Here is a 21,709-nt window from a genome sequence, read left to right as displayed (position 1 = left end):
ACGCCCTCGGCGGCCGGGTGGTTGCACGGGCGGCCGCGGCGGACCGGAGGCCGATCAGCGGCTTCAGCGGGCCCGGGCACCCGCCGGGGCCAGTTCGGCGATGATCCGGACCGCCTCCGCGATCTGATCGTCCGTCAGGTCCCCGCGAGCGGTCAGCCGCAGCCGGGACACCCCGTCCGGGACGGACGGCGGGCGGAAGCACCCGACGGCGAGCCCGGCCCGGAGGCAGTCGGCGGCCCAGCCGACGGCGGCCTCCGGGCCGGGGGCGCGCACGGACACCACGGCCGCGTCCGGCTCGCAGGCCTGCAGCCCGGCGGCGGTGAGCCGGGCCGCGAGGCTGCGGGCCACCTCGCGGGTGCGGTCGGCGCGGTGCGGCTCGGCGCGCAGCAGGCGCAGCGCGGCGAGGGCCGCGCCGACGGCGGCCGGGGCGAGGCCGGTGTCGAAGATGAAGGTGCGGGCGGTCTCGGTGAGGTGGCGGATCACCCGGCGCGGCCCGAGCACGGCGCCGCCCTGCGAGCCGAGCGACTTGGAGAGCGTGACGGTGGCGACGGTGTCCGGCTGCCCGGCGAGCCCGGCCGCCGCGAGGGCCCCGGCGCCGCCGGGCCCGAGGACGCCCAGCCCGTGCGCGTCGTCGACCAGCAGCGCGGCGCCGTGCGCCCGGGCGGCGGCGGAGAGGGCGGGCAGCGGGGCGGCGTCGCCGTCCACCGAGAACACCGAGTCGGTGACCACCAGCGCCCGCGGCTGCTCCCGCCGCCCCAACACCTCCCGGACGGCCTGCGGGTCGCTGTGCGGGGCCCGGTGGACGTCCGCGCGGGCGAGCCGGCAGCCGTCGATCAGCGAGGCGTGGTTGTAGGCGTCCGACACGATCAGCGTGTCCGGATCGGTGAGCGCGGTCAGCGCGGCCAGGTTGGCGGTGTACCCGGAGGAGAACACCAGCGCCGCCTCCACCCCGCAGAACGCGGCGAGCTCCTCCTCCAGCTCGGTGTGCAGCGCGGTCGTCCCGGTCACCAGCCGCGACCCGGTCGAACCCCCGCCCCACCGCACCGCCGCCTCCGCCGCCGCACCGGTCACCACCGGATGCCTGGTCAGCCCCAGATAGTCGTTCCCGGCCAGGTCGAGCACCGGATCCCCCGCCTGCCGACTGCGCAACCTCCGCGTCAGGCCCGCGTCGGCCCGCAGCGCGGCGGCCTCGTCGAGCCAGTCGAAGACGGCCGCCGGGGCGAGATCGGTGGTGTGCGTTCCGGACGCAAGCGGTTGGACCATGCCCGGCACTCTGGCACGCCCCGCAGCCCCGATCAATGTGCCCCTCGGCACAACTTCGACGGCCGATCCTTGTTCGAGTTCACTTGCATTTCATCTGAATTACATATCCAAGATACCCGAACTCCTCGCATTCCCACCGGCCGTAACATTTCCGCAAACAGGACTCGGCCGGAACGCCCGATCCCGATAGGCTTCCGAACGATCTTTACCTGGGGGGGTAGTGACCATGACGGACCTCGAATTCGAGCGCCGGATGAATCCGTGGCTCTTCGACGGCAACGGGAATCTGACCGAAGAGGCGAAGAAACAGTTCCCCGACCTGGCCGGCGCCAACGCCGCCCCGGTCTCGCTCGGTGCCACCGGAGGCGGCCAGACCGTCAAGGCGAACCCGGGGGTGATCCAGCAGGCCGCACAGCACGCCTTCGCCCTCCGCGACGCCGTCAAGACCGAGTGCGGCAAGCCCGGCGAGCACGTCAACGCGGCGGCGGGCGCACTCAAGGGCTGGGCCGTCGGCGGGGCCCTCACGGCCTTCTGGGGCACGTGGACCAACCAGGCCGACGGCCTGCAGAGCACCGTCGGCGACATCGGCACCAACCTCCAGGCCACCGCCCAGGGCTACACGAAGACCGAGGCCGACATCCACGCCGGCTTCACGCAACAGGGCACGCAGGGCGCGCAGGGCTGACCGCGGCACGAGTGGGGAAGCAACAGAGATCATGGTGACGTTCGGCCAACTCCGGCAGGTCGACCTCGGCGGCCTCAACTCGGCCGCCGGCGACTTCGAGAACCTGGTCCGCACCTGGGACCTCACCCGGCGCATGCAGAACGAGGTCATCGGCACCGTTCAGCAGTCCGGCTGGCACGGCGACGCGGCCGGCCTCGCCACCGCCAAGCTCACCTGGGCCCGCGACCAGATCCACGCCGCCTTCGAGGAGGCGTCGGCCATCGCCAAGACCCTCCGCGACGCCCACACCGAGCTCACGGCCGCGAAGAAGGACCTGGACACGGCCGTCCAGCACGCCACCACCGACGGCCTCACGGTCGACGGCGAGGGCGCGGTGCACTGGCCGCCGCCCACGACCGACGCCGACAAACGCGATCCCGAATACGCCAGGAGCTGGCAGGCCAAAGCCGACGCCGCCGCCAAGGCCATCGGCGCCGCCCTCGACCGGGCCACCGAGGCGGACCTCGCCGCCGCCAACGCCCTGGGCAACGACACCGGCAGCGACGGCACCGTGTTCAACGCCGCCCCGGTCGGTGGCCTCCCGGAGGAGGAGGCCAAGGAGGCCACCTTCATCCTCGGCCTCGGCGACAAGGCCACCGACGCCCAGCTCGCCCGCCTCCGGACCCTGCTGGACCACCACAGCAGCGACCCGCGCTTCGCCGCGTCCTTCTACGGCAACCAGGACCCGCAGACGTTCCTGGCGAAGTACGGCGCGATGGCGCAGAGCGCCGACTTCGCCAACCGCACGGCCCGCTCCGCCGCGATCAAGGGCATCCAGCAGGGCCTGGGTCTCACCCTGGCCACCGCGACCGACAGCAAGCAGCAACCGCACGTCTCCGACGACTGGGAGACCAGGCTGCGCGCCGCCGGCGCCAAGCAGATCCCCGTCCCGGCGGGCGCCGATCCCGCCCACAGCCCGTACGGCTACCAGATCCTCGCCAACGTCCTGCGGAACGGGACGTACGACCCGCACTTCCTCAACCCGATCGCCGAGCACGTCACCCAGCTCACCCAGGAGAACCCGATGCGCTGGGACGCGGCCGGAAAGGCCGCCTACCCGTTCACCGAGCTCAAGTTCATCGGCGTGCCCGACAAGGACGGCAACCTGCGGGGCGTCAACCCGATGTCCGCCGTCCTGGAGGCCCTCGGCCACAGCCCGGAGGCGGCCACCAGGTTCTTCCACGACGCGCCGACCACCTACAACCCGGACGGCACGGTCAAGAGCAAGGGGGGCGAGAACACGTACCTCACCACGCTCACCGACAGCGGTTCCCGCTCCCTCCTGCTCGACCAGCAGTACCCGCCCCGGCCCAACCCCGGCACCGCCGACCCGTTCGAGGTCATCGCCCTCGGCCACGCCCTGGAGGCGGCCACCACCGGGCGGGCGTACGACGACGTCAACGCCCCATTGCCGCAGCACACGCAGGACATGAGCGGCGTCATGAAGCAGGCCGTCCAGCTGTTCGGCAGCAAGGAGGGCCCGGACCTGCTCTACGGAGACAAGGCACTCTTCGGAAACCTCAACGGCAGCCTCGGCAACATGACCGCCGCCTACATGGCCGATGTCCAGCACAGTCTCGACGGCACCTCCACCCGGCTACCCACGGCGGGGGCGCCGGCCGGGCTCGACAAGAACTCGACCGAGCGTCTGCTCGCCGTCCTCGGTCGCAATCCGGACGCCTACGGGGCCATTGCCAACGCCCAGCAGGCCTACACCACGGCCCAGATCAACGACGTGATCGCGCACCGTGGCGACCACGGCGACCTCACGGCCGCCGTCCAGAACGTCACCAGGCCCGGTGGTGAGGTCAGCGGGATCATCACGGCAGCCATGGTGGACGAGGTCTACACCAAGCACGCGGCCAGCGACGCGGCGTACAACGCCGCCGTCGACCAGAAGGCCGGCTGGGCGGGCAAGGTCTGGGACCTCACCGGCGGCAAGGCGGCGGGTGCCGTCCCAGGTGTCGGCGGGGCCGCGGACTTCACCGTGAACAAGATCATCGAGCACGTCGCGGAGAGCTACAAGGTCGACACCCACAACGCCGCCAGTGACGAGGCCCTCGCCGCGGCGAACAAGGCTCAGCAGGCCACCATCGACACCGCCGAGGCTGCCGTTCGCGACGCCGCCACCGCCGCCGGACTGGACCCCAGGTACATCGACGACCTGGCCCCGAATGCCGCCGGCAAGGTCAAGGACGGCTACAACAGCGGCGTCAGCAACTTCAAGGAAGCAACCCATGTCTGACGAGCGCACCGCCCCAGCCCCGGCCGGCACCTTCGAAACCGCCCTGCGCGAGGTCGCGAGGGCCCGCACACAGCGGCGGCGGTGGCTTGCGATCATCGGGCTGCCCGTCGTCGCGGCCGCCGGGCTCGGGGCCTGGGTGTGGAAGCCGTGGCAGTCGGTCAACCTTCCGGAGTCCGCCTGCTGGTCGGTCGTGACCAAGGCCGATCTCAAGCCGCTCGCCGGCGACGACGGCACGGCCACGGTGGACTCCTCCGGGGACCTCTCGGGCAGGCTGCCCTATCCGGACTGCCGGATCTACTGGAACGGCGCCAAGCGCAAACCCCTGCTGAGTGTCACTGTGCTGCATCCCAGCGATACCGTCTACAACCACGTCCTCGGGCTCGGCAAACCGGGAACCTCGCTCGACCCAAGGCCGATCGAGCTCGGCGCGGGTGTCACGGGATGGATCACCCGCGATGCCAACGTCGATCTCGTCTACCGGTGCGACGCCGTGGCCGCCGCGGACTCGCCGTTCCGGGAGATCCTGGTGAGCGGCAGTCCGGTGTCGGGCGACAGCCACAGCACCTCGGTACGCGAGGCCCATGTCGGGCTCGCCTGGCGAACCGCGGCCGCGGCCATCAGGGCCGAGGGCTGCCGCAGCGCCGCCTTGGTCGCCTCCCAGCCGGCCACTCCCGCGCAGTGACCGTGACCCGGGCTTTGCCCGGGGTGGCGGCGAGCAGGCAAGATAGCCGGGTGACCCTCCTTGATCTGATGCCGAAGCCCGCCACGCCCGATGCGCTGTACGAGACCTTCGCCGCGTGGGCGGAGGAGCGCGGGATCACGCTGTACCCGGCGCAGGAGGAGGCGCTGATCGAGCTGGTGTCGGGGAACAACGTGATCCTGGCGACGCCGACCGGCTCGGGCAAGAGCCTGGTGGCGGCGGGGGCGCACTTCGCGGCGCTGGCGGAGGGGAAGCGGACGTTCTACACGGCGCCGATCAAGGCGCTGGTGTCGGAGAAGTTCTTCGACCTGGTCAAGATGTTCGGCACCGAGCAGGTCGGCATGATGACCGGTGACGCGAGCGTGAACCCGACCGCGCCGATCATCTGCTGCACGGCCGAGGTGCTGGCGCAGATCGCGCTGCGCGACGGGCTCCGGGCGGACGTCGGCCAGGTGGTCATGGACGAGTTCCACTTCTACGCGGAGCCGGACCGCGGCTGGGCCTGGCAGATCCCGCTGCTGGAGCTGCCGCAGGCGCAGTTCCTGCTGATGTCGGCGACGCTCGGCGACGTGCGCCGCTTCGAGGAGGACCTGACCCGCCGGACGGGCCGCCCGACGACGGTGGTGCGCAACACGACCCGCCCGGTGCCGCTGTTCTACGAGTACCGCCGCACCACGATGCACGACACCCTGGAGGAGCTGCTGCAGACCGGCCAGGCGCCGGTCTACGTGGTGCACTTCACGCAGAAGGAGGCGGTGGACCGGGCGCAGTCGCTGATGAGCATCAACATGTGCTCGAAGGCGGAGAAGGACGCCATCGCCGACCTGATCGGCGGCTTCCGCTTCACCACCAAGTTCGGCCGCAACCTGTCCCGTTTCGTGCGCCACGGCATCGGCGTGCACCACGCGGGCATGCTGCCGAAGTACCGCCGGCTGGTCGAACGCCTGGCTCAGGCCGGCCTGTTGAAGGTGATCTGCGGGACGGACACGCTGGGCGTCGGGGTGAACGTGCCGATCCGTACGGTGCTGTTCACGGCGCTGTCCAAGTACGACGGCAACCGGGTGCGGATCCTGCGCGCCCGCGAGTTCCACCAGATCGCCGGGCGGGCCGGGCGGGCCGGGTTCGACACCGTCGGACAGGTGGTGGCGCAGGCGCCCGAGCACGTGATCGAGAACGACAAGGCGATCGCCAAGGCCGGGGACGACCCGAAGAAGAAGCGCAAGGTGGTGCGCAAGAAGGCGCCGGAGGGCTTCGTCGGCTGGACCGAGGAGACCTTCGACAAGCTGATCGGCGCCGACCCGGAGCCGCTGGTCTCGCGGTTCAAGGTGAGCCACGCGATGCTGCTGTCGGTGATCGGCCGCCCCGGCAACGCCTTCGAGGCGATGCGCAAGCTCCTCACCGACAACCACGAGGACCGCGCGGCGCAGCGCCGGCACATCCGCACCGCGATCGCGATCTACCGCTCCCTGCTGCAGGGCGGCGTGGTCGAGCGGCTGCCGGAGCCGGACGCCGAGGGCCGGATCGTGCGCCTGACGCTCGACCTCCAGGAGAACTTCGCGCTCAACCAGCCGCTCTCCACCTTCGCCCTGGCCTCCTTCGAGCTGCTCGACCCGACCTCGCCCTCGTACGCGATGGACGTGATCTCGGTGGTCGAGGCGACCCTCGACGACCCGCGCCAGATCCTCGCCGCGCAGCAGAACAAGGCGCGCGGCGAGGCCGTCGGCGAGATGAAGCGCGACGGGATCGAGTACGAGGAGCGGATGGAGCGGCTCCAGGAGATCACCTACCCGAAGCCGCTGGAGGAGCTGCTCACCCACGCGTACGAGGTGTACCGCCGGGCGCACCCGTGGATCGGCGACCACGAGCTGAGGCCGAAGTCGGTGGTCCGCGACCTGTACGAGCGGGCGATGACCTTCTCGGACTACGTCGGCCACTACGAGCTGGCACGCACCGAGGGCATCGTGCTGCGCTACCTGGCGAGCGCGTACAAAGCGCTGGAGCAGACCGTCCCCGAGGACGTGAAGACCGACGATCTGAAGGACGTCATCGCCTGGCTGGGCGAGCTGGTCCGCCAGGTCGACTCCAGCCTGCTGGACGAGTGGGAGCAGCTGGCCAACCCGACCGACCCGCAGGCCCCCGAGGTGACGCTGGACGACAAGCCGGCGCCGGTCACCGCGAACGCGCGGGCGTTCCGGGTGCTGGTGCGCAACGAGATGTTCCGCCGGGTCGAGCTGTGCGCGCTGGAGCACTACGAGGAACTCGCCGAGCTGGACGGCGGGTACGGCTGGGACGCGGACCGCTGGGCGGACGCCATGGACGGGTACTGGGAGGAGTACGACGACCTCGGCACCGGCCCGAACGCGCGCGGCCCGAAGATGCTGATCATCGAGGAGGAGGACTCCGCCTGGCGGGTCCGGCAGATCTTCGACGACCCGGAGGGTGACCACGACTGGGGAATCAGCGCCGAGGTCGACCTGTACGGATCGGACGAGGAGGGCCGGGCGGTGGTGCGGGTCACCGCGGTGGACCGGCTGGGCGGCTGACCCTCCGTCAGACATGCGGAGGGGCCCGGAACTTGCCGGGCCCCTGGTCGTTTCCGCGCAGCCGTCAAACCGCCGGTTGCGCCCTCTGATCGTTTGTCACATCCATACAAAGGGCTGACCGGCCACGTAGGAGAGGGCGCGGGTGGCATCGTCGAGGTTCGGCTCCCCGCCGGCCCCGGAGGCGGTGGGCGCCGGAACGGTGGTGGTGGCGCCCGGGGTGGCGGCGGGGCCGGGTTGGGCGTCGGTCCGCGAGCTGGTGACGGTCACGTAGTGCCCGACCGCCTCGACCCGCGGCTCACTGGCCGGCTTGGCGGAGACGGAGGCCGAGGCGGACGGCGCGGGCGCGGTGGAGGCGTCGGCGAGGATGAAGGCGACGGCACCGGGCTTGGCCCGCAGGGCGTCGGCGGCCTTGGCAGCAGAGGCCTGGTCGGCGAAGCGCAGCAGGGTGACGCTGCTGAGCACCGGGCGGTCGACGCCGGAGAAGCTGACGATCAGGTAGGCATGGCAGCCGCTGTCCCGGAACAGCTCCTGGGTGCGGTCCTGCAGGACCTCGGCGCAGTTCTCGCCCTGCCGGATGGCGCCACGCCGGGCCTTGTACCCGGCGGCCTCGACCGGCCGCTGGGTGGGGAAGAGGCTGTCGGCATTGAGGCCCTCGGAGTCGGTGTGCGGCGGCGGGGTGCCGACCACCGGGGGCGTCCTGGCCGCATCCTTGGTGGACGGGCCGAGGCCGGGTATGTAGTCGCCGGGCATCGGGCGGGTGATGATCCATCCGCCGGCGGTCATCACACCCACCACGACGAACCAGCCCACCACCCGGCGGGCCGTCAGGCGCCTGCCCCGGCCACCGCCCCGACTGCCGCTCAGCTCCGCGCCCGTGCCGACGGCGGCCCCGCCGGTCCGCTGCCCTGCCTGGCCGTCCTGGCCCTCTCCCGGAGTCGGGGTGCGCTCCCGCTGCGTGGTCATGGCGCAGATTCTAAGCAACCGTCGGGTGGCCCAGATCACGGGGTGGGCTGGTTGTCGATCACCGCCGCACGTGCGTACCGACACCGACCGTCCACCCCCCGCCGGCGACCTCCGCCTACTGGCGGGTAACCACCGGTTCGCGTCGGCGTCAAGCCCGTGACCAGCACCGACGCCGTGAGCTTCGACACTGTGGCAAGTGGCACATCCTTCCGCGGATCTTCTGGCGGGTTTCCTCTGGCGCCATTCGAGCGCCAGCAGGCAGGATCGGCCCCATGGATCTGCTCGATACCCTCACCGCCAAGGGCCTGCGCGGCGACGTCCCGACCCGCGAGGAGGCGCTGGCCGTCCTCGCCACCACCGACGACGAGTTGCTCGACGTCGTCGCCGCGGCCGGCAAGGTGCGCCGGAAGTGGTTCGGCCGGCGCGTCAAGCTCAACTACCTGGTGAACCTCAAGAGTGGGCTCTGCCCGGAGGACTGCACCTACTGTTCGCAGCGGCTGGGCTCCAAGGCCGAGATCCTCAAGTACACCTGGCTCAAGCCCGACCAGGCCGCCGAGGCGGCCCGCGCCGGGGTGGCCGGCGGCGCCAAGCGGGTCTGCCTGGTGGCCAGCGGCCGCGGCCCGACGGACCGTGACATCGACCGGGTCACCGACACCATCGACGCCATCAAGGACGCAGACCCCGCGGTCGAGATCTGCGTCTGCCTCGGCCTCCTGTCCGGCAACCAGGCGGAGCGGCTGAAGGCGGCCGGCGCCGACGCCTACAACCACAACCTCAACACCTCCGAGAACACCTACGGCGACATCGCCACCACCCACACCTACGCGGACCGGGTGGACACCGTGCAGAAGGCGCACGGCGCGGGCCTGTCCGCCTGCTCCGGCCTGATCGCCGGCATGGGCGAGAGCGACGAGGACCTGGTCGACGTGGTGTTCGCGCTGCGCGAGCTCGGCTCGGACTCCGTCCCGGTCAACTTCCTGATCCCGTTCGAGGGCACCCCGCTCGCCAAGGAGTGGAACCTCACCCCGCAGCGCTGCCTGCGCATCCTGGCGATGGTCCGCTTCGTCAACCCGGACACCGAGGTGCGGATCGCCGGCGGGCGCGAGGTGCACCTGCGCTCGATGCAGCCGCTCGGCCTGCACCTCGCCAACTCCATCTTCCTCGGCGACTACCTGACCAGCGAGGGCCAGGCCGGGCAGGCCGACCTCGACATGATCAAGGACGCCGGTTTCGAGGTCGAGGGCGCCGACGAGGCCACCCTGCCCCGCCACCGCTCGGACATCGCGGCGGCGGCCGCCGCCGGCTCCTGCGGCACCGCCGCCTCGGCCTGCGGCAGTGGCGGCGGCTGCGGGCCGTGCGGCGGGCACGAGGCGCACGAGGCCCCGGTCGCGGCGTCCGAGCACCCGGCGTCCGAGCACCCGGACGCCGGTCAGCCCGGCGACGGGACCCCGGGCGACGGGACCCCGGGCGACGAGCTGCGCAGTGACCTCGTCAAGGTCCGCCGCCGCGGCGCCGGCACCGAACTCGCGCCCAACGCCTGACAGTTCCACCGTCTGGAGTAACCCACCATGCCCCAGCTGTCCGCGGACACGCTGCTCTCCCTCGACCGCGCCCACGTCTGGCACCCGTACGGGCCGATGCCCGGCACCGTCACCCCGTACGTGGTCGAGTCCGCCTCGGGGGTCCGGCTGCGCCTCGCCGAGCCCGTCGCGGGCGGGCGGCGCGAACTCGTCGACGGGATGTCGTCCTGGTGGGCGGCCATCCACGGCTACCGGCACCCGGTGCTGGACGAGGCCGTCCGCGAGCAGCTGGGGCAGATGAGCCACGTGATGTTCGGCGGGCTCACCCACGAGCCCGCCGTCCGGCTGGCGGCGACGCTGGTGGACATCACGCCCGAGCCGCTGCGGCACGTCTTCCTCGCCGACTCGGGCTCGGTGGCCGTCGAGGTCGCGATGAAGATGTGCCTGCAGTACTGGCAGTCCGTCGGCCGTCCGCACAAGCGCCGGCTGCTGACCTGGCGCGGCGGCTACCACGGCGACACCTTCCACCCGATGTCCGTCTGCGACCCGGACGGCGGCATGCACCACCTGTGGGGCGGGGTGCTGCCCGGGCAACTGTTCGCGCCGCCGCCGCCGGCCGGGTTCGACGCCCCGCTCGACCCCCGGTACGCGGCCGAGTTCGAGGAGCTGATGGCCCGGCACGCGGACGAACTGGCCGCCGTCATCGTCGAACCGGTGGTCCAGGGCGCGGGCGGTATGCAGTTCCACTCCCCCGCCTACCTGCGGATGCTGCGCGAACTCTGCGACCGGTACGGGGTGTTGCTCGTCTTCGACGAGATCGCCACCGGCTTCGGCCGCAGCGGCGCACTGTTCGCCGCCGACCACGCGGACGTCTCACCGGACGTGATGTGCCTGGGCAAGGCGCTCACTGGTGGCTACCTGACGCTCGCCGCCACGCTGTGCACCGCCGAGATCGCCGACGGCATCAGCCGCGGCGAGATGCCGGTACTCGCGCACGGGCCGACCTTCATGGGCAACCCGCTGGCCTGCGCGGTCGCCAACGCCTCGCTGGGCCTGCTGCTCGGGCAGGACTGGGCGGTCGAGGTCAAGCGCATCGAGGCGGGGCTGACCGACGGGCTCGCGGCCGCCGTGGACGTCCCCGGGGTCCGGGACGTCCGGGTGCGGGGCGCGATCGGCGTTGTCCAGCTCGACCACCCGGTGGACGTCCCGGCGGCCACGGAGGCGGCCGCGCGTGCCGGCGTCTGGCTGCGGCCCTTCCGGGACCTGATCTACACCATGCCCCCCTATGTGACGGAGGACGAGGACGTGGCACGCATCGCCGCCGCCGTGACCGCCGCGGCGGTGGCGGCATGAGCGCGCGGATCCTGTTCGTGACGGGCACCAACACCGAGGTCGGCAAGACGGTCGCCACGGCGGCCGTCGCCTCGGCCGCGCTGCAGGGCGGCCTGCGGGTCGCGGTGCTCAAGCCCGGCCAGACCGGCGTCGCCCCCGACGAGCCCGGCGACGCCGCCGAAGTCGCGCGCCTGGCAGGCGAACTGACGGTGCGTGAGCTGGTCCGGTACCCGGAGCCGCTGGCGCCCGACACCGCCGCCCGGCGGGCCGGACTGCCGTTCCTCTCCCCCGCCGAGGTGGCCACCGCCGTCGCCGAGCTCGCCACCGCGCACGACCTGGTCCTGGTCGAGGGCGCGGGCGGGCTGCTCGTCCGCTACGACGACGAGGGCCGCACCCTGGCCGACCAGGCCCGGGCCGTCCGCGACGCCGGGCTGCCGGCCGAGGTGCTGCTCGTCGCCTCGGCCGGGCTGGGCACGCTGAACATCGTCGCGCTCTCGGCGGAGGCCCTGGCGGCGCGCCGGCTGCCGCTGACGGGCGTGCTCGTCGGCTCCTGGCCCACCGCCCCCGGGCTCGCCGAGCGGTGCAACCTCGCCGACCTGCCGCGCTCGGCCGGCGCCCCGCTGCTCGGCGCCCTGCCGGAACGCGCCGGCACCGCCGCGGACTTCGCCGCCCTCGCCCTCGCCTCGCTGGCCCCCGAGCTGGGCGGCACCTGGGACGCGGAGCACTTCGCGCACGCCCACCGCCCGGAACAGGCTCGGCTTCGCTCGAAGGTGTGATCTCGGCGCCCGAACCGTGGGCCGAGGCGGTACGGGCTCAATACCGTTCCTCCCATGACAGACGGGATGACGGTAGACGAGTCTCTTCGGGCCCTGGCCACCCTGGAGGCTGCGTGGAAGGACGACGACGAGGCGCTGTCCGCCCTCGCCGCGGGCGGTGCGGACGAGCGCTCGCTCCCGGCGCTGGTCGCCGCGTACGGCGAGCACGCGATGGACACCCTGCTGGCCCTGGCCTTCGGGCTGCGGTCGAGCATGAGCGACGAGGAGATCGCCGAACTCTCCGACGCGGTGAGCTCCAACATCGGCGCCCGGATGAGCGCCCTGCTCACCCAGGCCCTGAAGACCTGGGGCGCCCTCGCGGCCCCGGACGACCTGGCGGTGACCAAGGCCATCGCCCACGCGGTCATCGACGCCATGCGCGCCGTGACCGAGGACCCGAGCCGGACCGAGGTCCTGCCCCTGCTGGCGACCTTCCGCACCTACGCCCTGAACAACCCCTGAGGCGTTGGGGGCGGGGGAGTGGGGGCCTCGGGAACACCGAAGCCCACTCCTGCCCCCGCCCCCCGCCCAGGGGAGTGGGGGCCGGGGCGTATCCACCACCGGAGTTCGGTGGACCGAACGGTCGGCCCACCCGTCAGTGGCCGGGCCGCGGCGCGGCCACCTTCCGCCGCTGCGCGAGGTGCAGCCGCTGCTCCGCCCGCTGGTGCAGGAGCAGCACCGAGCGCACCGGCTCGCCGCCCAGCGCGGTGTACGCGTGCGGCAGCGAGGCGTCGAAGCCGACGTAGTCCCCCGGGCCCAGCTCCGTCTCGTACCCGTTCACCCGCACGCCCAGCCGGCCCGCCTGGACGATGGTGTGCTCGGTGCCGACGTGGCCACCGGAGTCCTGGGTACCGCCGGCACGCACCTGCTGGTCGTAGACCTCGAACACCGAGTCGCCGGACTCGATCCGGCGCAGCGGGCGCAGGTCCACGCCCTCGCCGCTGAACGACTCGACGTCGGCGGCGCGGACCACGGTCAGCTCGCCGGAGGGCCGCCCGTCGACCAGGTCGGAGATCGGCACGCCGAGGATCCGGGAGAGTCCGAAGACCGTCTCCAGGGTCGGGTTGCCGCCGCCGGACTCCAGTTGGGAGAGCGTCGCCTTGCCGACCCCGGCCTGCCGGGACAGTTCGGAGAGCGACAGCCCGCGCTGGGCCCGGACGCGCTTGAGGTTGGCGGCGAGGACGCCCCGGACGGATCCCTCGGAGACGCTCACGCTCTTCCCCTTCTCTCCGGACATTGTTCGATAAACCGTACGGTACGCATGCCAAGCAGACAGGTCAGCGTAGCGAAGCAGGTCGATACCCCGGGCCGGTCCGACCCGAACCGGCCCTCCCCACCCACGGGTCCGGCTACTTCAACCGCGCCAGCGCCGTGGCCACCCGCTTGACCGCGTCGACGACGTCCTCGGGCTGGCGGGCGGTGAAGCAGAGGCGGAAGAAGCCGGGCACCGGGTTGTGCATCACGCCACCGGGCAGCAGGGTGACCTCGGTCGGCTCGGCCATGAGGTACTTGAACAGCCACTCCTCCTTCGGGTCGAGTCCGCCCGGGCCGGCGAGCGGCAGTCCGGCCGCCTCCTCGTGGGCGTGATCGGAACGCTTGCCGAGGTACTTGGTGAGGTCGAGCCAGAAGAACTGGGCGGCGTTGTCACCGGGGCGGTGCACATAGTCGATCTTCGCGGCGTCCAGGGCGGCCTTGACCTTGTCGAAGCTCGTCTTGAGCAGTGTGCGGTACTCCCGCATCGCGTAGGTGGTGTAGAGCTCGCTGCACGGGCCGTCGGCGGGGGCGCTCAGCAGCTCCTGCATGACGTAGGTCTTCAGCGAGTCGAAGGGGCTGAACCAGGGCAGCGGATGGGTCGGCTCGGCCGGGTCGTTGTTGCCGAGCATGGTGTCGCGCACGGCGAGGTTCCGGGAGACCACGAAGCCGGTGCGGAAGCCGGACAGGCCGAAGTCCTTGGCGAAGCCCCAGACGACGTGGATCCGGTCGGCGTGCTTCCGGTAGGCATCCAGGGCCAACGCGCTGGTGAACTTAGTGGTGCCGCCTTCGAGTTGGGAGTGGCAGTAGATCTCGTCCGAGATGATGTGCATGTCGGTGTCGTTGAGCGCCCACCCGTAGATCTCGTCCTGCAGGGCCCGCGAGTAGTTGACGCCCAGCGGGTTGTGCGGGTTGGTGAGGACGAGCAGGCGCGGCGTGTGGCCCGCCGCCTTCCGGTCCTTGTAGGCCTTCTTGAGCAGGGCCAGGGTGAGCCGGTACCGCTCCTCCCCCTCGGTCGGCAGGTTCACCGGGACGCACGTGAGCCTGGGCCGTTCCTGGAAGGACCAGTTGAAGCCCTGCCAGTACGGCGCGGGGATCAGCACCTCGTCGCCGTCCTTGAGCGGCCGGCCGACCGGGTCGCTCCCCTTGAGCGCGAAGGCGATGCACTCCAGCGCGGAGGAGACCCCGGCGACGCCGTACACGTGGTCCTTGTCGACCTCGGCGCCGAGCGCCAGGGTGAGCAGCTTGGCGACCGGCTAGCGCACCTTCTCGGTGCCGGCCGAGTCGATGTACTGGATGTACCGCTCGGGGAGCAGGTGGATGTCGTTGAAGACCTTCTCCATCGAGTGGTGGTACAGCAGCACGTTCTCGGCGACGGACAGGTTGACCGCCCTGGGGGTCGCGACGTGCTGGTGGAAGTAGGCGAGGGCCTGCTCCAGGTCGGGCTGGCGGGCGAGGATGTCGGCGGCCGTCTCGGGTGAGGCCAGGGTGCGGGTGTCGTCGGTCATGGCGGTCCTTCTCCGGGTGTCGCGGGGTGGGCTGGGCGGCGTGCCGGAACCAGTCGTTCGGGCACGCACCGGCCCCAGCGGACCACGCACCGGAGACGGCCGCCAGTGCTCGGCGGCCGTCCGGACGGGGGTGGACTCAGGCGGTCAGCAGCTTGACCCAGCGGCTCCACCGCGGTTCGGGGCGGTAGCCGGCGGCCTGCCAGGTGCGGTGGCCGAGGGCGTTGTCGTCCAGCACCATGGCGTCGGCTCGGCGGCCGCCGAGCGCGGCGAAGCGCTCCTCCGCGGCGGCCAGCAGGGCGGCGCCGATGCCCTGGCGGCGGTGGTCGGGGTCGACGGCGAGGCGGTAGAGGTGGCAGCGCCAGCCGTCCCAGCCGGCGATCACCGTGCCGACGACCGTTGCCGGGTCTCCCACCGGGGTGGCGACGATCAGGCACTCCGGGTCCCGGGCGAGCAGCGCGGCCACGCCCGCCGCGTCGTCCGTGATGCTGGTGCCCTTCGCCGCCCGGGCCCAGAGGGCGAGCAGGGCGGGGATCTCGTCGGAGGTGGCGGCGCGCAGGGTGATCGTGTCGGTCATGCGGCCTGTCCAGCGGGCGCTTTCGCCCCGCCGCCGGGAATTCCGCGACGCGGACGGACGCCGCCGGCCGGCCTGCACCGCGGGCGGACGGGCCGTCAGCCCAGGCGCCACACCGTGGTGGTCTTGACCGCGGTGTCCTCCAGGTCGGCGACGACCGGCACCTGGTAGGCGGCCACCGCGGTGAACCGCTCCCGGGGCAGGTAGGCCCGGCCGGGGTCGCCGACGATGACGGTGGCGCCGCGCGCGGCGGCCCGTTCCAGGAAGGGCAGGAAGCGGGCGGCCATGGCCCGTTCGTAGAACACGTCGCCCGCGAGCACCACGTCGGCCGGGGCACCGTCGCCGTCCACCAGGTCCACCAGAGCGGCCTCCACCCGGACACCGTTGGCCTCGGCGTTGAGGTCGATGGCGGCCACCGCGTAGGCGTCGATCTCGGCCGCGCGGACGGCCGCCGCACCGCTCAGCGCGGCCGCGACGCCGACCACCCCGGACCCGGCGGCGACGTCCAGCACCGTCCGCCCGGCGACCAGCTCGGGGTGGTCCAGCACGTAGCGGGCGACGGCCACCCCGCCGGCCCAGGCGAACGCCCAGAACGGCGGCGGCAGCCCGACCTCCCCGCGCACCCGCTCGGTGGTCTCCCAGAGGGTGATCGCGTCCTCGGCCATGTGCAGGCCGACCTCGGGGACGAACGGGACGGGCTTCAGCTCGGTCTCGCGCCGGACGAAGGCGAGGTCGGTCTCCGGCTGAAGAGTGCGCAGCTCACTCGGCATCCCCGCAGCATAGGGCCTCACCGCCGGGACGGGCCTTCCCCGATCCGGCGGGGGCGCTCGCGACCGCCACCACAGCCACCGCCGCTGCTTCCGCCAGGACCTCGCGGGGCCTGGGCAGGACCGGGCCCGGTCCTGCCACCGGCCGCGCGACCGTCGTCCCGGCGGCGCCGACCGGGTCTCCGGCGCCGTCAGCCGTCGGCCGCCAAGGGGACGGTCGCCGTGAGGCGGGCCCCGGACGGCGTCGGGGTGACGACCAGGGTGCCGCCGTGGTGGCGGGCGATGTCGCGGGCGATCGGCAGGCCCAGGCCGCTGCCGCCCTCGTCCCGGCTGCGGGCGTCGTCGAGGCGGGTGAAGCGTTCGAAGACGCGCTCGCGGTCGGCGGGCGGGATGCCGGGGCCGTCGTCCTCGACGTCCAGGACGGCCAGGCCCCGGGCGCGGTCGGCGGTGAGCCGGACGTGGACGGCGCCCGCGGCGTGCCGGTCGGCGTTGTCGAGCAGGTTGGTGAGCAGTCGGCCGAGCCAGAGCGGGATGCCGTCGACGGCCACCGCGGGGGCGAGGTCCGTGGTGCGCCGGTGCGGGCCGGCGGGGCGGCCGAGCACGGTGGCGGCGACCAGCCCGGTGAGGTCCACCCGCTGCCGGGGCCGGTCCTCGGCGCCGCCGCCCGCGTCGAGGCGGGCGAGCAGCAGCAGGTCGGTGGCGAGGCTCTGCAGCCGGTCGGTGTCCTGGAGCGCGCCGTGCACCAGTTCGGCCCGGACGGACGGGTCGGGGTGGGTGTCGGCGACCTCCAGCTGGGTGCGCAACACCGCGAGCGGGCTGCGCAGTTCGTGCGAGGCGTCGGCGATGAACTGCCGCTGGCGCCGCCCGGAGGCCTCCAGCCGGTCGAGCATCGCGTTCATGGTGGCGGCGAGGCGGGCGATCTCGTCGGCGGTGCCGGGTTCGGGGACACGGCGGTGCAGATCCTGCCCGGTGATCGCGTCCACCTCGGCGCGGATGGCCTCCACCGGCCGCAGCGCGTGCCCGGTCACCCGCCAGGTGACGACCACCCCGGTGAGCAGCAGCAGCGGGCAGGCGACGGCGAGCGCGGCCTGGGTGATGTCGAGCGCCTCGTCGGCGGCGCGCAGCGAGGCGCCCGCGTAGACGGTGACCGGCCCGCTCGGGGTGTCGGCGGTGACGGCGGTGAGGCGCTGGCGGTGGTGGTCGTACAGCGGGTCGACGTCGTCGGTGGTGTGCGAGCCGGTGCGGTGGGCGGCGGTGAGGGCGGGCCGGCCGGTCAGGTTGGGGCTGGCGGCGAGGACGGTGCCGTGGGCGTCGACGGCCTGCAGGAAGTCGGTGCCGTGGCCGGCGTGCAGGACGGGCGTGAGCCGCCCCTGGACGGCGAGTTGGGCGACCGAGTCGGCCTGCTGCCTGGTGGCGGAGGCGGCGGAGGCGACCAGGTCGGCGTGCAGGGCGGCGAGCAGCCCGGCGCCGGCCAGGGCGAGGGCGGCGGCGAGCACCGTACCGGCGGCGGCGGTGGCCCGGGCGCGCACCGACCGGGGGACGAACCGCCCGAGCGGGCCGGGGAGTCGGGGAAGGCGCGGGCGCATCTCAGCCGCCGTCGGGGGCGAGCCGGTAGCCGGCGCCGCGCATGGTCTGCAGGGCGGCGCGGCCGAACGGGGCGTCGATCTTGCGCCGCAGTGCGTGGATGTGGACCTCGACGATGCTGGGGTCGGGGTCGTGGTCGGCGTCCCAGACATGGTCGAGGATCTCGCGCTTGGAGACCACCGTCCCGGCGCGCGCGGCCAGGTACTCCAGGATCGCGAACTCGCGGGCGGTCAGCTGGGTGGGGCTGCCGGCCCGGGCGCAGGTGCGGGCGTTGGCGTCGAGGACCAGGTCGCCGAGGGTGTGCAGGCGCGGGCGCTGCTGGTCGATCCGGCGGTGCAGGGCGCGCAGCCGCGCGAGCAGGACGACGAAGGAGAAGGGCTTGGACAGGTAGTCGTCGGCGCCGGTGTCCAGGGCCTCCGCCTCGTCCCATTCGCCGTCCTTGGCGGTGAGCATCAGGATTCCGGCCCGGCAGCCGTTGGCGCGCAGCCGGGCGCAGACCCGGTAGCCGTTGAGGCCGGGCAGCATGATGTCGAGGACGATCACGTCGTAGGGGTGCCGGTCGGCGAGGGCGAGGCCTTCGGGCCCGTTGTGGGCGGTGTCGACGGTGTGGCCGTCGGCCTCCAGGCCGCGGCGCAGCGCGGTGGCCATCCGGTGTTCGTCCTCGACGACGAGTAGGTGCATCCGTTCAGGGTGCCAGGTGATGCCTGGTGGTCCGTCGGCGGCTTAAGCGGAGGTTCAGGAACGGTCCGCCATGATCGCCGGGCGCGCCCCGGGGGTTCCGGGCGCGGTGAGCAGCCGAGGCAAGGAGAACGCCCGATGACCGACGCCACGTCGTCCACCCTTCCGCTCCCGGAGGGCCCGAACGGACCGGACGGCCTGCACGGACCGGACGGCCTGCACGACGCTGCGCAGGATCCGCAGCGGGCGCCGAAGCGGCCCCGGGCGGCGCGACTGCGCGGCTGGGCGGGCGGCCGGGAGCGCCGGATCGCCGCCGGGGTGGCCGCCGTCGCGCTGATCGGCGCGGGCGGGCTGGCACTGGCGGCCGCCCACGAGGAGCACGGACGCGAGGGCCACCGCGCGATGAGCCGGGCCGAGGGCGGCTCGTCCGACGAGCACGGCGAGCACGGCGGGAACAGCGAGCGCGGCGGATACGGCGAGCAGGGCGGGAACGCCCCGGGCGAGGGGCGCGCCAAGGACGGCCGCCACCACGGCGGCGGGCAGGGGCGGGACAACGGGCAGGGGAAGAACGGCGGCCAGGCCGGGGCCGACGCCCGCCTCGCCCCGGCCCCGCTCCCCTCCCTCGCCGCCTCGGCCGCGTTGGAGAAGGCCCAGGGCGCCGTCCCCGGCGGGCGGGCCGAGTCGCTGCGCCGCGTCACCCAGCAGGGCGGCGCCGCCGCCTGGGCCGTGGTGGTCGTGGGCCCGGACGGCGTGCGCCACCTGGTGACCGTCGACGGCACGAGCGGCGAGCTGACCGGGAACACCGTCGTCGACGGGTCCGGGCGCTGACATGGCCCGGCACACGACGATGCCCCGGGCCGCGGCCCGCCCCAGCACCCCGGTCGAGGCGGGAGCGGCCAGGGCCGGAACGCCCGGAGCCGGAACGCCCGGGGCAAGCAAGGTCCCGGCCGTGGACGCCTGGTTCTGGCTGGTGAAGGTGCTGACCACCGGCATGGGCGAGACCCTGTCGGACTTCCTGGCGCACACCGTCGGCCCGGTGCCGGCGGTCGCGGCGGCCGGACTGCTGCTCGCCGTGGCGCTGCTCGTCCAGCTGCGGCTGCGCCGCTGCGTGCCTGGCATGTACTGGGCGGTGGTGGTGCTGGTCAGCGTGTTCGGCACGATGGTCGCCGATGTGGCGCACGTCGCGCTGGGCGTGCCGTACGCGGTGTCGGCGGGTGGACTGGCGGTGGCGCTGGCCGCGCTGTTCCTGCTCTGGCACCGGGTGGAGGGCTCGCTGGCGATCGACCGGGTGACCGGGCTGCGCCGGGAGCTGTTCTACTGGGCAGCGGTGCTGCTGACCTTCGCGCTGGGCACCGCGCTGGGCGATCTGACGGCGGCCACGCTGCACGCCGGGTATCTGCTGGCCGGTCTGGGTTTCGCCGTGCTGATCACCGTCCCGGCGGTGGCGGCGCGGGCCCGGTGGGTCGGCCCGGTGGCCGGGTTCTGGTGGGCGTACGTGTTGACCCGCCCGCTGGGCGCTTCGTTCGCGGACTGGCTGGGCGTGGGCGCCGACCGGGGCGGCCTCGCGCTCGGCACCGGCCCGGTGAGCCTGGCCCTGGCGGTGCTGATGGCGGCCGCCCTCGTCCTGTCGACCCGGGCACACCGGCGACGGACGGCGAGTGGACGTTCCACCGCCTAAGCGTCTACATTGCTGTAGACGTCGGAGGCGTACGGCATCACCCCCCGGACAGCCGTGCGCCTCCGGCCTCCAGGCCTCACCCCTACCCCCGCTCGTCGACCACCCGCCGGATCTTCCCCACCGACCGCTCCAGCGCGTACGGCTCGACCACCTCGACCGCGACCGTCACCCCCACGCCGTCCTTCACCGCCCGGACGATCGCCGCCCGCGCCGCCACCCGCCGCTCGGCCGGAGCGTCCGGGCGCGCCTCGACCCGGACGGTCATGTGGTCCAGCCGCCCCTGCCGGGTGAGCCGTAGCTGGAAGTGCGGCGCGACGCCCGGAGTGCGCAGCAGGATCTCCTCGATCTGGGTCGGGAAGACGTTCACCCCGCGCAGGATGATCATGTCGTCGCTGCGCCCGGTGACCTTCTCCATCCGCCGGAAGGCCGGCCGCGCGGTGCCGGGCAGCAACCGGCTGAGGTCGCGGGTGCGGTAGCGGATCACCGGCAGCGCCTCCTTGGTGAGCGAGGTGAAGACCAGTTCGCCGCTCTCACTCTCGGGCAGCACCTCGTCGGTGAACGGGTCCACGACCTCCGGGTAGAAGTGGTCCTCCCAGATGTGCAGCCCGTCCTTGGTCTCCACGCACTCCTGCGCGACGCCGGGGCCGACCACCTCGGACAGACCGTAGATGTCGACGGCGTGCAGGTCGAGCCGGTCCTCGATCTCGCGCCGCATCTCCTCCGTCCACGGCTCGGCGCCGAAGATCCCGATGCGCAGCGAGGTGCTGCGCGGGTCGACGCCCTGTCGCTCGAACTCGTCCAGCAGGGTGAGCAGGTAGGAGGGAGTGACCATGATGATCTCGGGCCGGAAGTCCTGGATGATCTGCACCTGCCGGGCCGTCATGCCGCCGGAGGCCGGGATGACGGTGCAGCCGGCCCGCTCGGCGCCGTAGTGCGCGCCCAGCCCGCCGGTGAACAGCCCGTAGCCGTAGGCGATGTGCACCTTGTGCCCGGGCCTGCCGCCGGCCGCGCGGATCGACCGGGCGACCACGTCGGCCCACATCGACAGGTCGTTCTCGGTGTAGCCGACGACGGTCGGGCGCCCGGTGGTGCCGCTGGAGGCGTGGATCCGGCGGACCTGCTCCATCGGGACGGCGAACATGCCGAACGGGTAGTCCTCGCGCAGGTCGGTCTTGGTGGTGAAGGGGAAGCGGGCGAGGTCGGCGAGGGTGCGGCAGTCCTCGGGGCGGACGCCGGCCGCGTCGAACCTGCGGCGGTACAGCTCGACGTTGTCGTACGCGTGCCGCAGGGTGGCCCGGAGCCGGGTGAGCTGATGGGCGCGCAGTTCGTCGACACCCATCCGCTCGCCGGCGTCCAGCAGCGCGGACGGGATCGGCTCCCCGAGGCGCCGACCGGACTCCCCGAGCCGTCGCCCGGGCTCCCCCGGATACCGACCGGACTCCCCGGGGTGTCGGCGCGGGGCGGGTGCGCTGCCGGTCATCGTCGCTCCTTCGCAGGTCGGCCGATACGGGACGCCTACCGATCGTTCGGTCAGGGCGGGCCCACGGCCAAGTAACCCAGTGCCCGA

The 21,709-nt window shown here is 73.2% G+C and carries 20 protein-coding genes; 10 read left to right on the top strand and 10 right to left on the bottom strand.

The features are described from left to right. Positions 1 to 63 precede the first annotated feature (63 nt). Positions 64 to 1,263, bottom strand: a complete 1,200-nt coding sequence (locus ACIOJE_RS17765; protein WP_400777129.1) for an 8-amino-7-oxononanoate synthase — start codon at positions 1,261 to 1,263, stop codon at positions 64 to 66. A 226-nt stretch (positions 1,264 to 1,489) separates the two neighbouring features. On the opposite strand from ACIOJE_RS17765, the gene ACIOJE_RS17760 reads away from it, so the two are divergent. The 4 genes from ACIOJE_RS17760 (at position 1,490) to ACIOJE_RS17745 (ending at position 7,475) form a co-directional block, all read left to right on the top strand. Further along, complete coding sequence (locus tag ACIOJE_RS17760) at positions 1,490 to 1,948, top strand: hypothetical protein (protein WP_400777127.1); 459 nt, start codon at positions 1,490 to 1,492, stop codon at positions 1,946 to 1,948. Between the two features lie 31 nt (positions 1,949 to 1,979). Then, entirely contained in the window at positions 1,980 to 4,232 is a 2,253-nt protein-coding gene (locus ACIOJE_RS17755; RefSeq protein WP_400777125.1) for a hypothetical protein, read from the top strand. Beyond that, positions 4,225 to 4,914 carry a hypothetical protein gene (locus ACIOJE_RS17750; protein WP_400777123.1) on the top strand — a complete coding sequence of 230 codons (690 nt, stop codon included), beginning with the start codon at positions 4,225 to 4,227 and terminating at the stop codon, positions 4,912 to 4,914. Before ACIOJE_RS17755 ends, ACIOJE_RS17750 begins: the two co-directional genes overlap by 8 nt. A 68-nt stretch (positions 4,915 to 4,982) precedes the next feature. Further along, positions 4,983 to 7,475, top strand: a complete 2,493-nt coding sequence (locus ACIOJE_RS17745; RefSeq protein ID WP_400777251.1) for a DEAD/DEAH box helicase — start codon at positions 4,983 to 4,985, stop codon at positions 7,473 to 7,475. A 96-nt stretch (positions 7,476 to 7,571) separates the two neighbouring features. Here ACIOJE_RS17745 and ACIOJE_RS17740 read toward each other — a convergent pair whose 3' ends face one another. Beyond that, a complete protein-coding gene (locus ACIOJE_RS17740; RefSeq protein ID WP_400777121.1) occupies positions 7,572 to 8,438 on the bottom strand; it encodes a hypothetical protein in 867 nt (288 codons plus the stop codon). A gap of 272 nt (positions 8,439 to 8,710) precedes the next feature. Here ACIOJE_RS17740 and bioB point away from each other — a divergent pair, with 272 nt between their 5' ends. The 4 genes from bioB to ACIOJE_RS17720 are packed head-to-tail and all read left to right on the top strand — an operon-like array spanning position 8,711 to position 12,567. Continuing rightward, complete coding sequence (bioB, locus tag ACIOJE_RS17735) at positions 8,711 to 9,979, top strand: biotin synthase BioB (protein WP_400777120.1); 1,269 nt, start codon at positions 8,711 to 8,713, stop codon at positions 9,977 to 9,979. 27 nt (positions 9,980 to 10,006) lie between these two features. Further along, positions 10,007 to 11,311: an adenosylmethionine--8-amino-7-oxononanoate transaminase gene (locus ACIOJE_RS17730; protein WP_400777118.1), complete on the top strand. Its 1,305-nt coding sequence runs from the start codon at positions 10,007 to 10,009 to the stop codon at positions 11,309 to 11,311. After that, on the top strand, positions 11,308 to 12,066 hold the full coding sequence (gene bioD / locus ACIOJE_RS17725; RefSeq protein ID WP_400777116.1) for a dethiobiotin synthase: 759 nt from the start codon (positions 11,308 to 11,310) through the stop codon (positions 12,064 to 12,066). Before ACIOJE_RS17730 ends, bioD begins: the two co-directional genes overlap by 4 nt. Before the next feature lie 54 nt (positions 12,067 to 12,120). Then, on the top strand, positions 12,121 to 12,567 hold the full coding sequence (locus ACIOJE_RS17720) for a hypothetical protein (protein ID WP_280684873.1): 447 nt from the start codon (positions 12,121 to 12,123) through the stop codon (positions 12,565 to 12,567). 133 nt (positions 12,568 to 12,700) lie between these two features. Here ACIOJE_RS17720 and ACIOJE_RS17715 read toward each other — a convergent pair whose 3' ends face one another. The 7 genes from ACIOJE_RS17715 to ACIOJE_RS17685 all read right to left on the bottom strand — a co-directional run bounded on the left by ACIOJE_RS17715 (position 12,701) and on the right by ACIOJE_RS17685 (position 18,467). Then, positions 12,701 to 13,318, bottom strand: coding sequence for an XRE family transcriptional regulator (locus tag ACIOJE_RS17715; RefSeq protein ID WP_280684872.1), 618 nt, complete (start codon positions 13,316 to 13,318; stop codon positions 12,701 to 12,703). Positions 13,319 to 13,454: 136 nt separating this feature from the next. Then, entirely contained in the window at positions 13,455 to 14,591 is a 1,137-nt protein-coding gene (locus tag ACIOJE_RS17710; RefSeq protein ID WP_400777250.1) for an aminotransferase class I/II-fold pyridoxal phosphate-dependent enzyme, read from the bottom strand. A gap of 21 nt (positions 14,592 to 14,612) precedes the next feature. Then, complete coding sequence (locus ACIOJE_RS17705) at positions 14,613 to 14,864, bottom strand: hypothetical protein (RefSeq protein WP_400777114.1); 252 nt, start codon at positions 14,862 to 14,864, stop codon at positions 14,613 to 14,615. A 136-nt stretch (positions 14,865 to 15,000) separates the two neighbouring features. Further along, positions 15,001 to 15,438, bottom strand: coding sequence for a GNAT family N-acetyltransferase (locus ACIOJE_RS17700; protein WP_280684792.1), 438 nt, complete (start codon positions 15,436 to 15,438; stop codon positions 15,001 to 15,003). Positions 15,439 to 15,533: 95 nt separating this feature from the next. Continuing rightward, positions 15,534 to 16,205 carry a methyltransferase gene (locus ACIOJE_RS17695; protein ID WP_280684791.1) on the bottom strand — a complete coding sequence of 224 codons (672 nt, stop codon included), beginning with the start codon at positions 16,203 to 16,205 and terminating at the stop codon, positions 15,534 to 15,536. 188 nt (positions 16,206 to 16,393) lie between these two features. Further along, positions 16,394 to 17,788, bottom strand: coding sequence for a sensor histidine kinase (locus ACIOJE_RS17690; protein ID WP_400777111.1), 1,395 nt, complete (start codon positions 17,786 to 17,788; stop codon positions 16,394 to 16,396). 1 nt (position 17,789) lies between these two features. Then, positions 17,790 to 18,467, bottom strand: coding sequence for a response regulator transcription factor (locus ACIOJE_RS17685; protein ID WP_280684789.1), 678 nt, complete (start codon positions 18,465 to 18,467; stop codon positions 17,790 to 17,792). A 135-nt stretch (positions 18,468 to 18,602) separates the two neighbouring features. Between ACIOJE_RS17685 and ACIOJE_RS17680 the strand changes: the two genes are divergently transcribed. Both ACIOJE_RS17680 and ACIOJE_RS17675 read left to right on the top strand, forming a co-directional pair. Then, on the top strand, positions 18,603 to 19,292 hold the full coding sequence (locus ACIOJE_RS17680; protein WP_400777109.1) for a hypothetical protein: 690 nt from the start codon (positions 18,603 to 18,605) through the stop codon (positions 19,290 to 19,292). A gap of 121 nt (positions 19,293 to 19,413) precedes the next feature. Next, a complete protein-coding gene (locus ACIOJE_RS17675) occupies positions 19,414 to 20,142 on the top strand; it encodes a hypothetical protein (protein ID WP_400777108.1) in 729 nt (242 codons plus the stop codon). A gap of 82 nt (positions 20,143 to 20,224) precedes the next feature. Here ACIOJE_RS17675 and paaK read toward each other — a convergent pair whose 3' ends face one another. After that, complete coding sequence (gene paaK / locus ACIOJE_RS17670; RefSeq protein WP_280684892.1) at positions 20,225 to 21,481, bottom strand: phenylacetate--CoA ligase PaaK; 1,257 nt, start codon at positions 21,479 to 21,481, stop codon at positions 20,225 to 20,227. Positions 21,482 to 21,709: the final 228 nt, after the last annotated feature.

The organism is Kitasatospora sp. NPDC087861 (assembly GCF_044742585.1).
Classification (GTDB): domain Bacteria; phylum Actinomycetota; class Actinomycetes; order Streptomycetales; family Streptomycetaceae; genus Kitasatospora.
Note: the sequence above shows the minus strand (reverse complement) of the source record. Positions and strands in the feature narration are given on the sequence as shown.

Excerpts from the sequence above, each read along its gene's own strand:
- ACIOJE_RS17765 (WP_400777129.1), bottom strand. The coding sequence starts at position 1,263 with ATGGTCCAACCGCTTGCGTCCGGAACGCACACCACCGATCTCGCCCCG.
- ACIOJE_RS17760 (WP_400777127.1), top strand. The coding sequence starts at position 1,490 with ATGACGGACCTCGAATTCGAGCGCCGGATGAATCCGTGGCTCTTCGAC.
- ACIOJE_RS17755 (WP_400777125.1), top strand. The coding sequence starts at position 1,980 with ATGGTGACGTTCGGCCAACTCCGGCAGGTCGACCTCGGCGGCCTCAAC.
- ACIOJE_RS17750 (WP_400777123.1), top strand. The coding sequence starts at position 4,225 with ATGTCTGACGAGCGCACCGCCCCAGCCCCGGCCGGCACCTTCGAAACC.
- ACIOJE_RS17745 (WP_400777251.1), top strand. The coding sequence starts at position 4,983 with ATGCCGAAGCCCGCCACGCCCGATGCGCTGTACGAGACCTTCGCCGCG.
- ACIOJE_RS17740 (WP_400777121.1), bottom strand. The coding sequence starts at position 8,438 with ATGACCACGCAGCGGGAGCGCACCCCGACTCCGGGAGAGGGCCAGGAC.
- bioB (WP_400777120.1), top strand. The coding sequence starts at position 8,711 with ATGGATCTGCTCGATACCCTCACCGCCAAGGGCCTGCGCGGCGACGTC.
- ACIOJE_RS17730 (WP_400777118.1), top strand. The coding sequence starts at position 10,007 with ATGCCCCAGCTGTCCGCGGACACGCTGCTCTCCCTCGACCGCGCCCAC.
- bioD (WP_400777116.1), top strand. The coding sequence starts at position 11,308 with ATGAGCGCGCGGATCCTGTTCGTGACGGGCACCAACACCGAGGTCGGC.
- ACIOJE_RS17720 (WP_280684873.1), top strand. The coding sequence starts at position 12,121 with ATGACAGACGGGATGACGGTAGACGAGTCTCTTCGGGCCCTGGCCACC.
- ACIOJE_RS17705 (WP_400777114.1), bottom strand. The coding sequence starts at position 14,864 with ATGACCGACGACACCCGCACCCTGGCCTCACCCGAGACGGCCGCCGAC.
- ACIOJE_RS17700 (WP_280684792.1), bottom strand. The coding sequence starts at position 15,438 with ATGACCGACACGATCACCCTGCGCGCCGCCACCTCCGACGAGATCCCC.
- ACIOJE_RS17695 (WP_280684791.1), bottom strand. The coding sequence starts at position 16,205 with ATGCCGAGTGAGCTGCGCACTCTTCAGCCGGAGACCGACCTCGCCTTC.
- ACIOJE_RS17690 (WP_400777111.1), bottom strand. The coding sequence starts at position 17,788 with ATGCGCCCGCGCCTTCCCCGACTCCCCGGCCCGCTCGGGCGGTTCGTC.
- ACIOJE_RS17685 (WP_280684789.1), bottom strand. The coding sequence starts at position 18,467 with ATGCACCTACTCGTCGTCGAGGACGAACACCGGATGGCCACCGCGCTG.
- ACIOJE_RS17680 (WP_400777109.1), top strand. The coding sequence starts at position 18,603 with ATGACCGACGCCACGTCGTCCACCCTTCCGCTCCCGGAGGGCCCGAAC.
- paaK (WP_280684892.1), bottom strand. The coding sequence starts at position 21,481 with ATGGGTGTCGACGAACTGCGCGCCCATCAGCTCACCCGGCTCCGGGCC.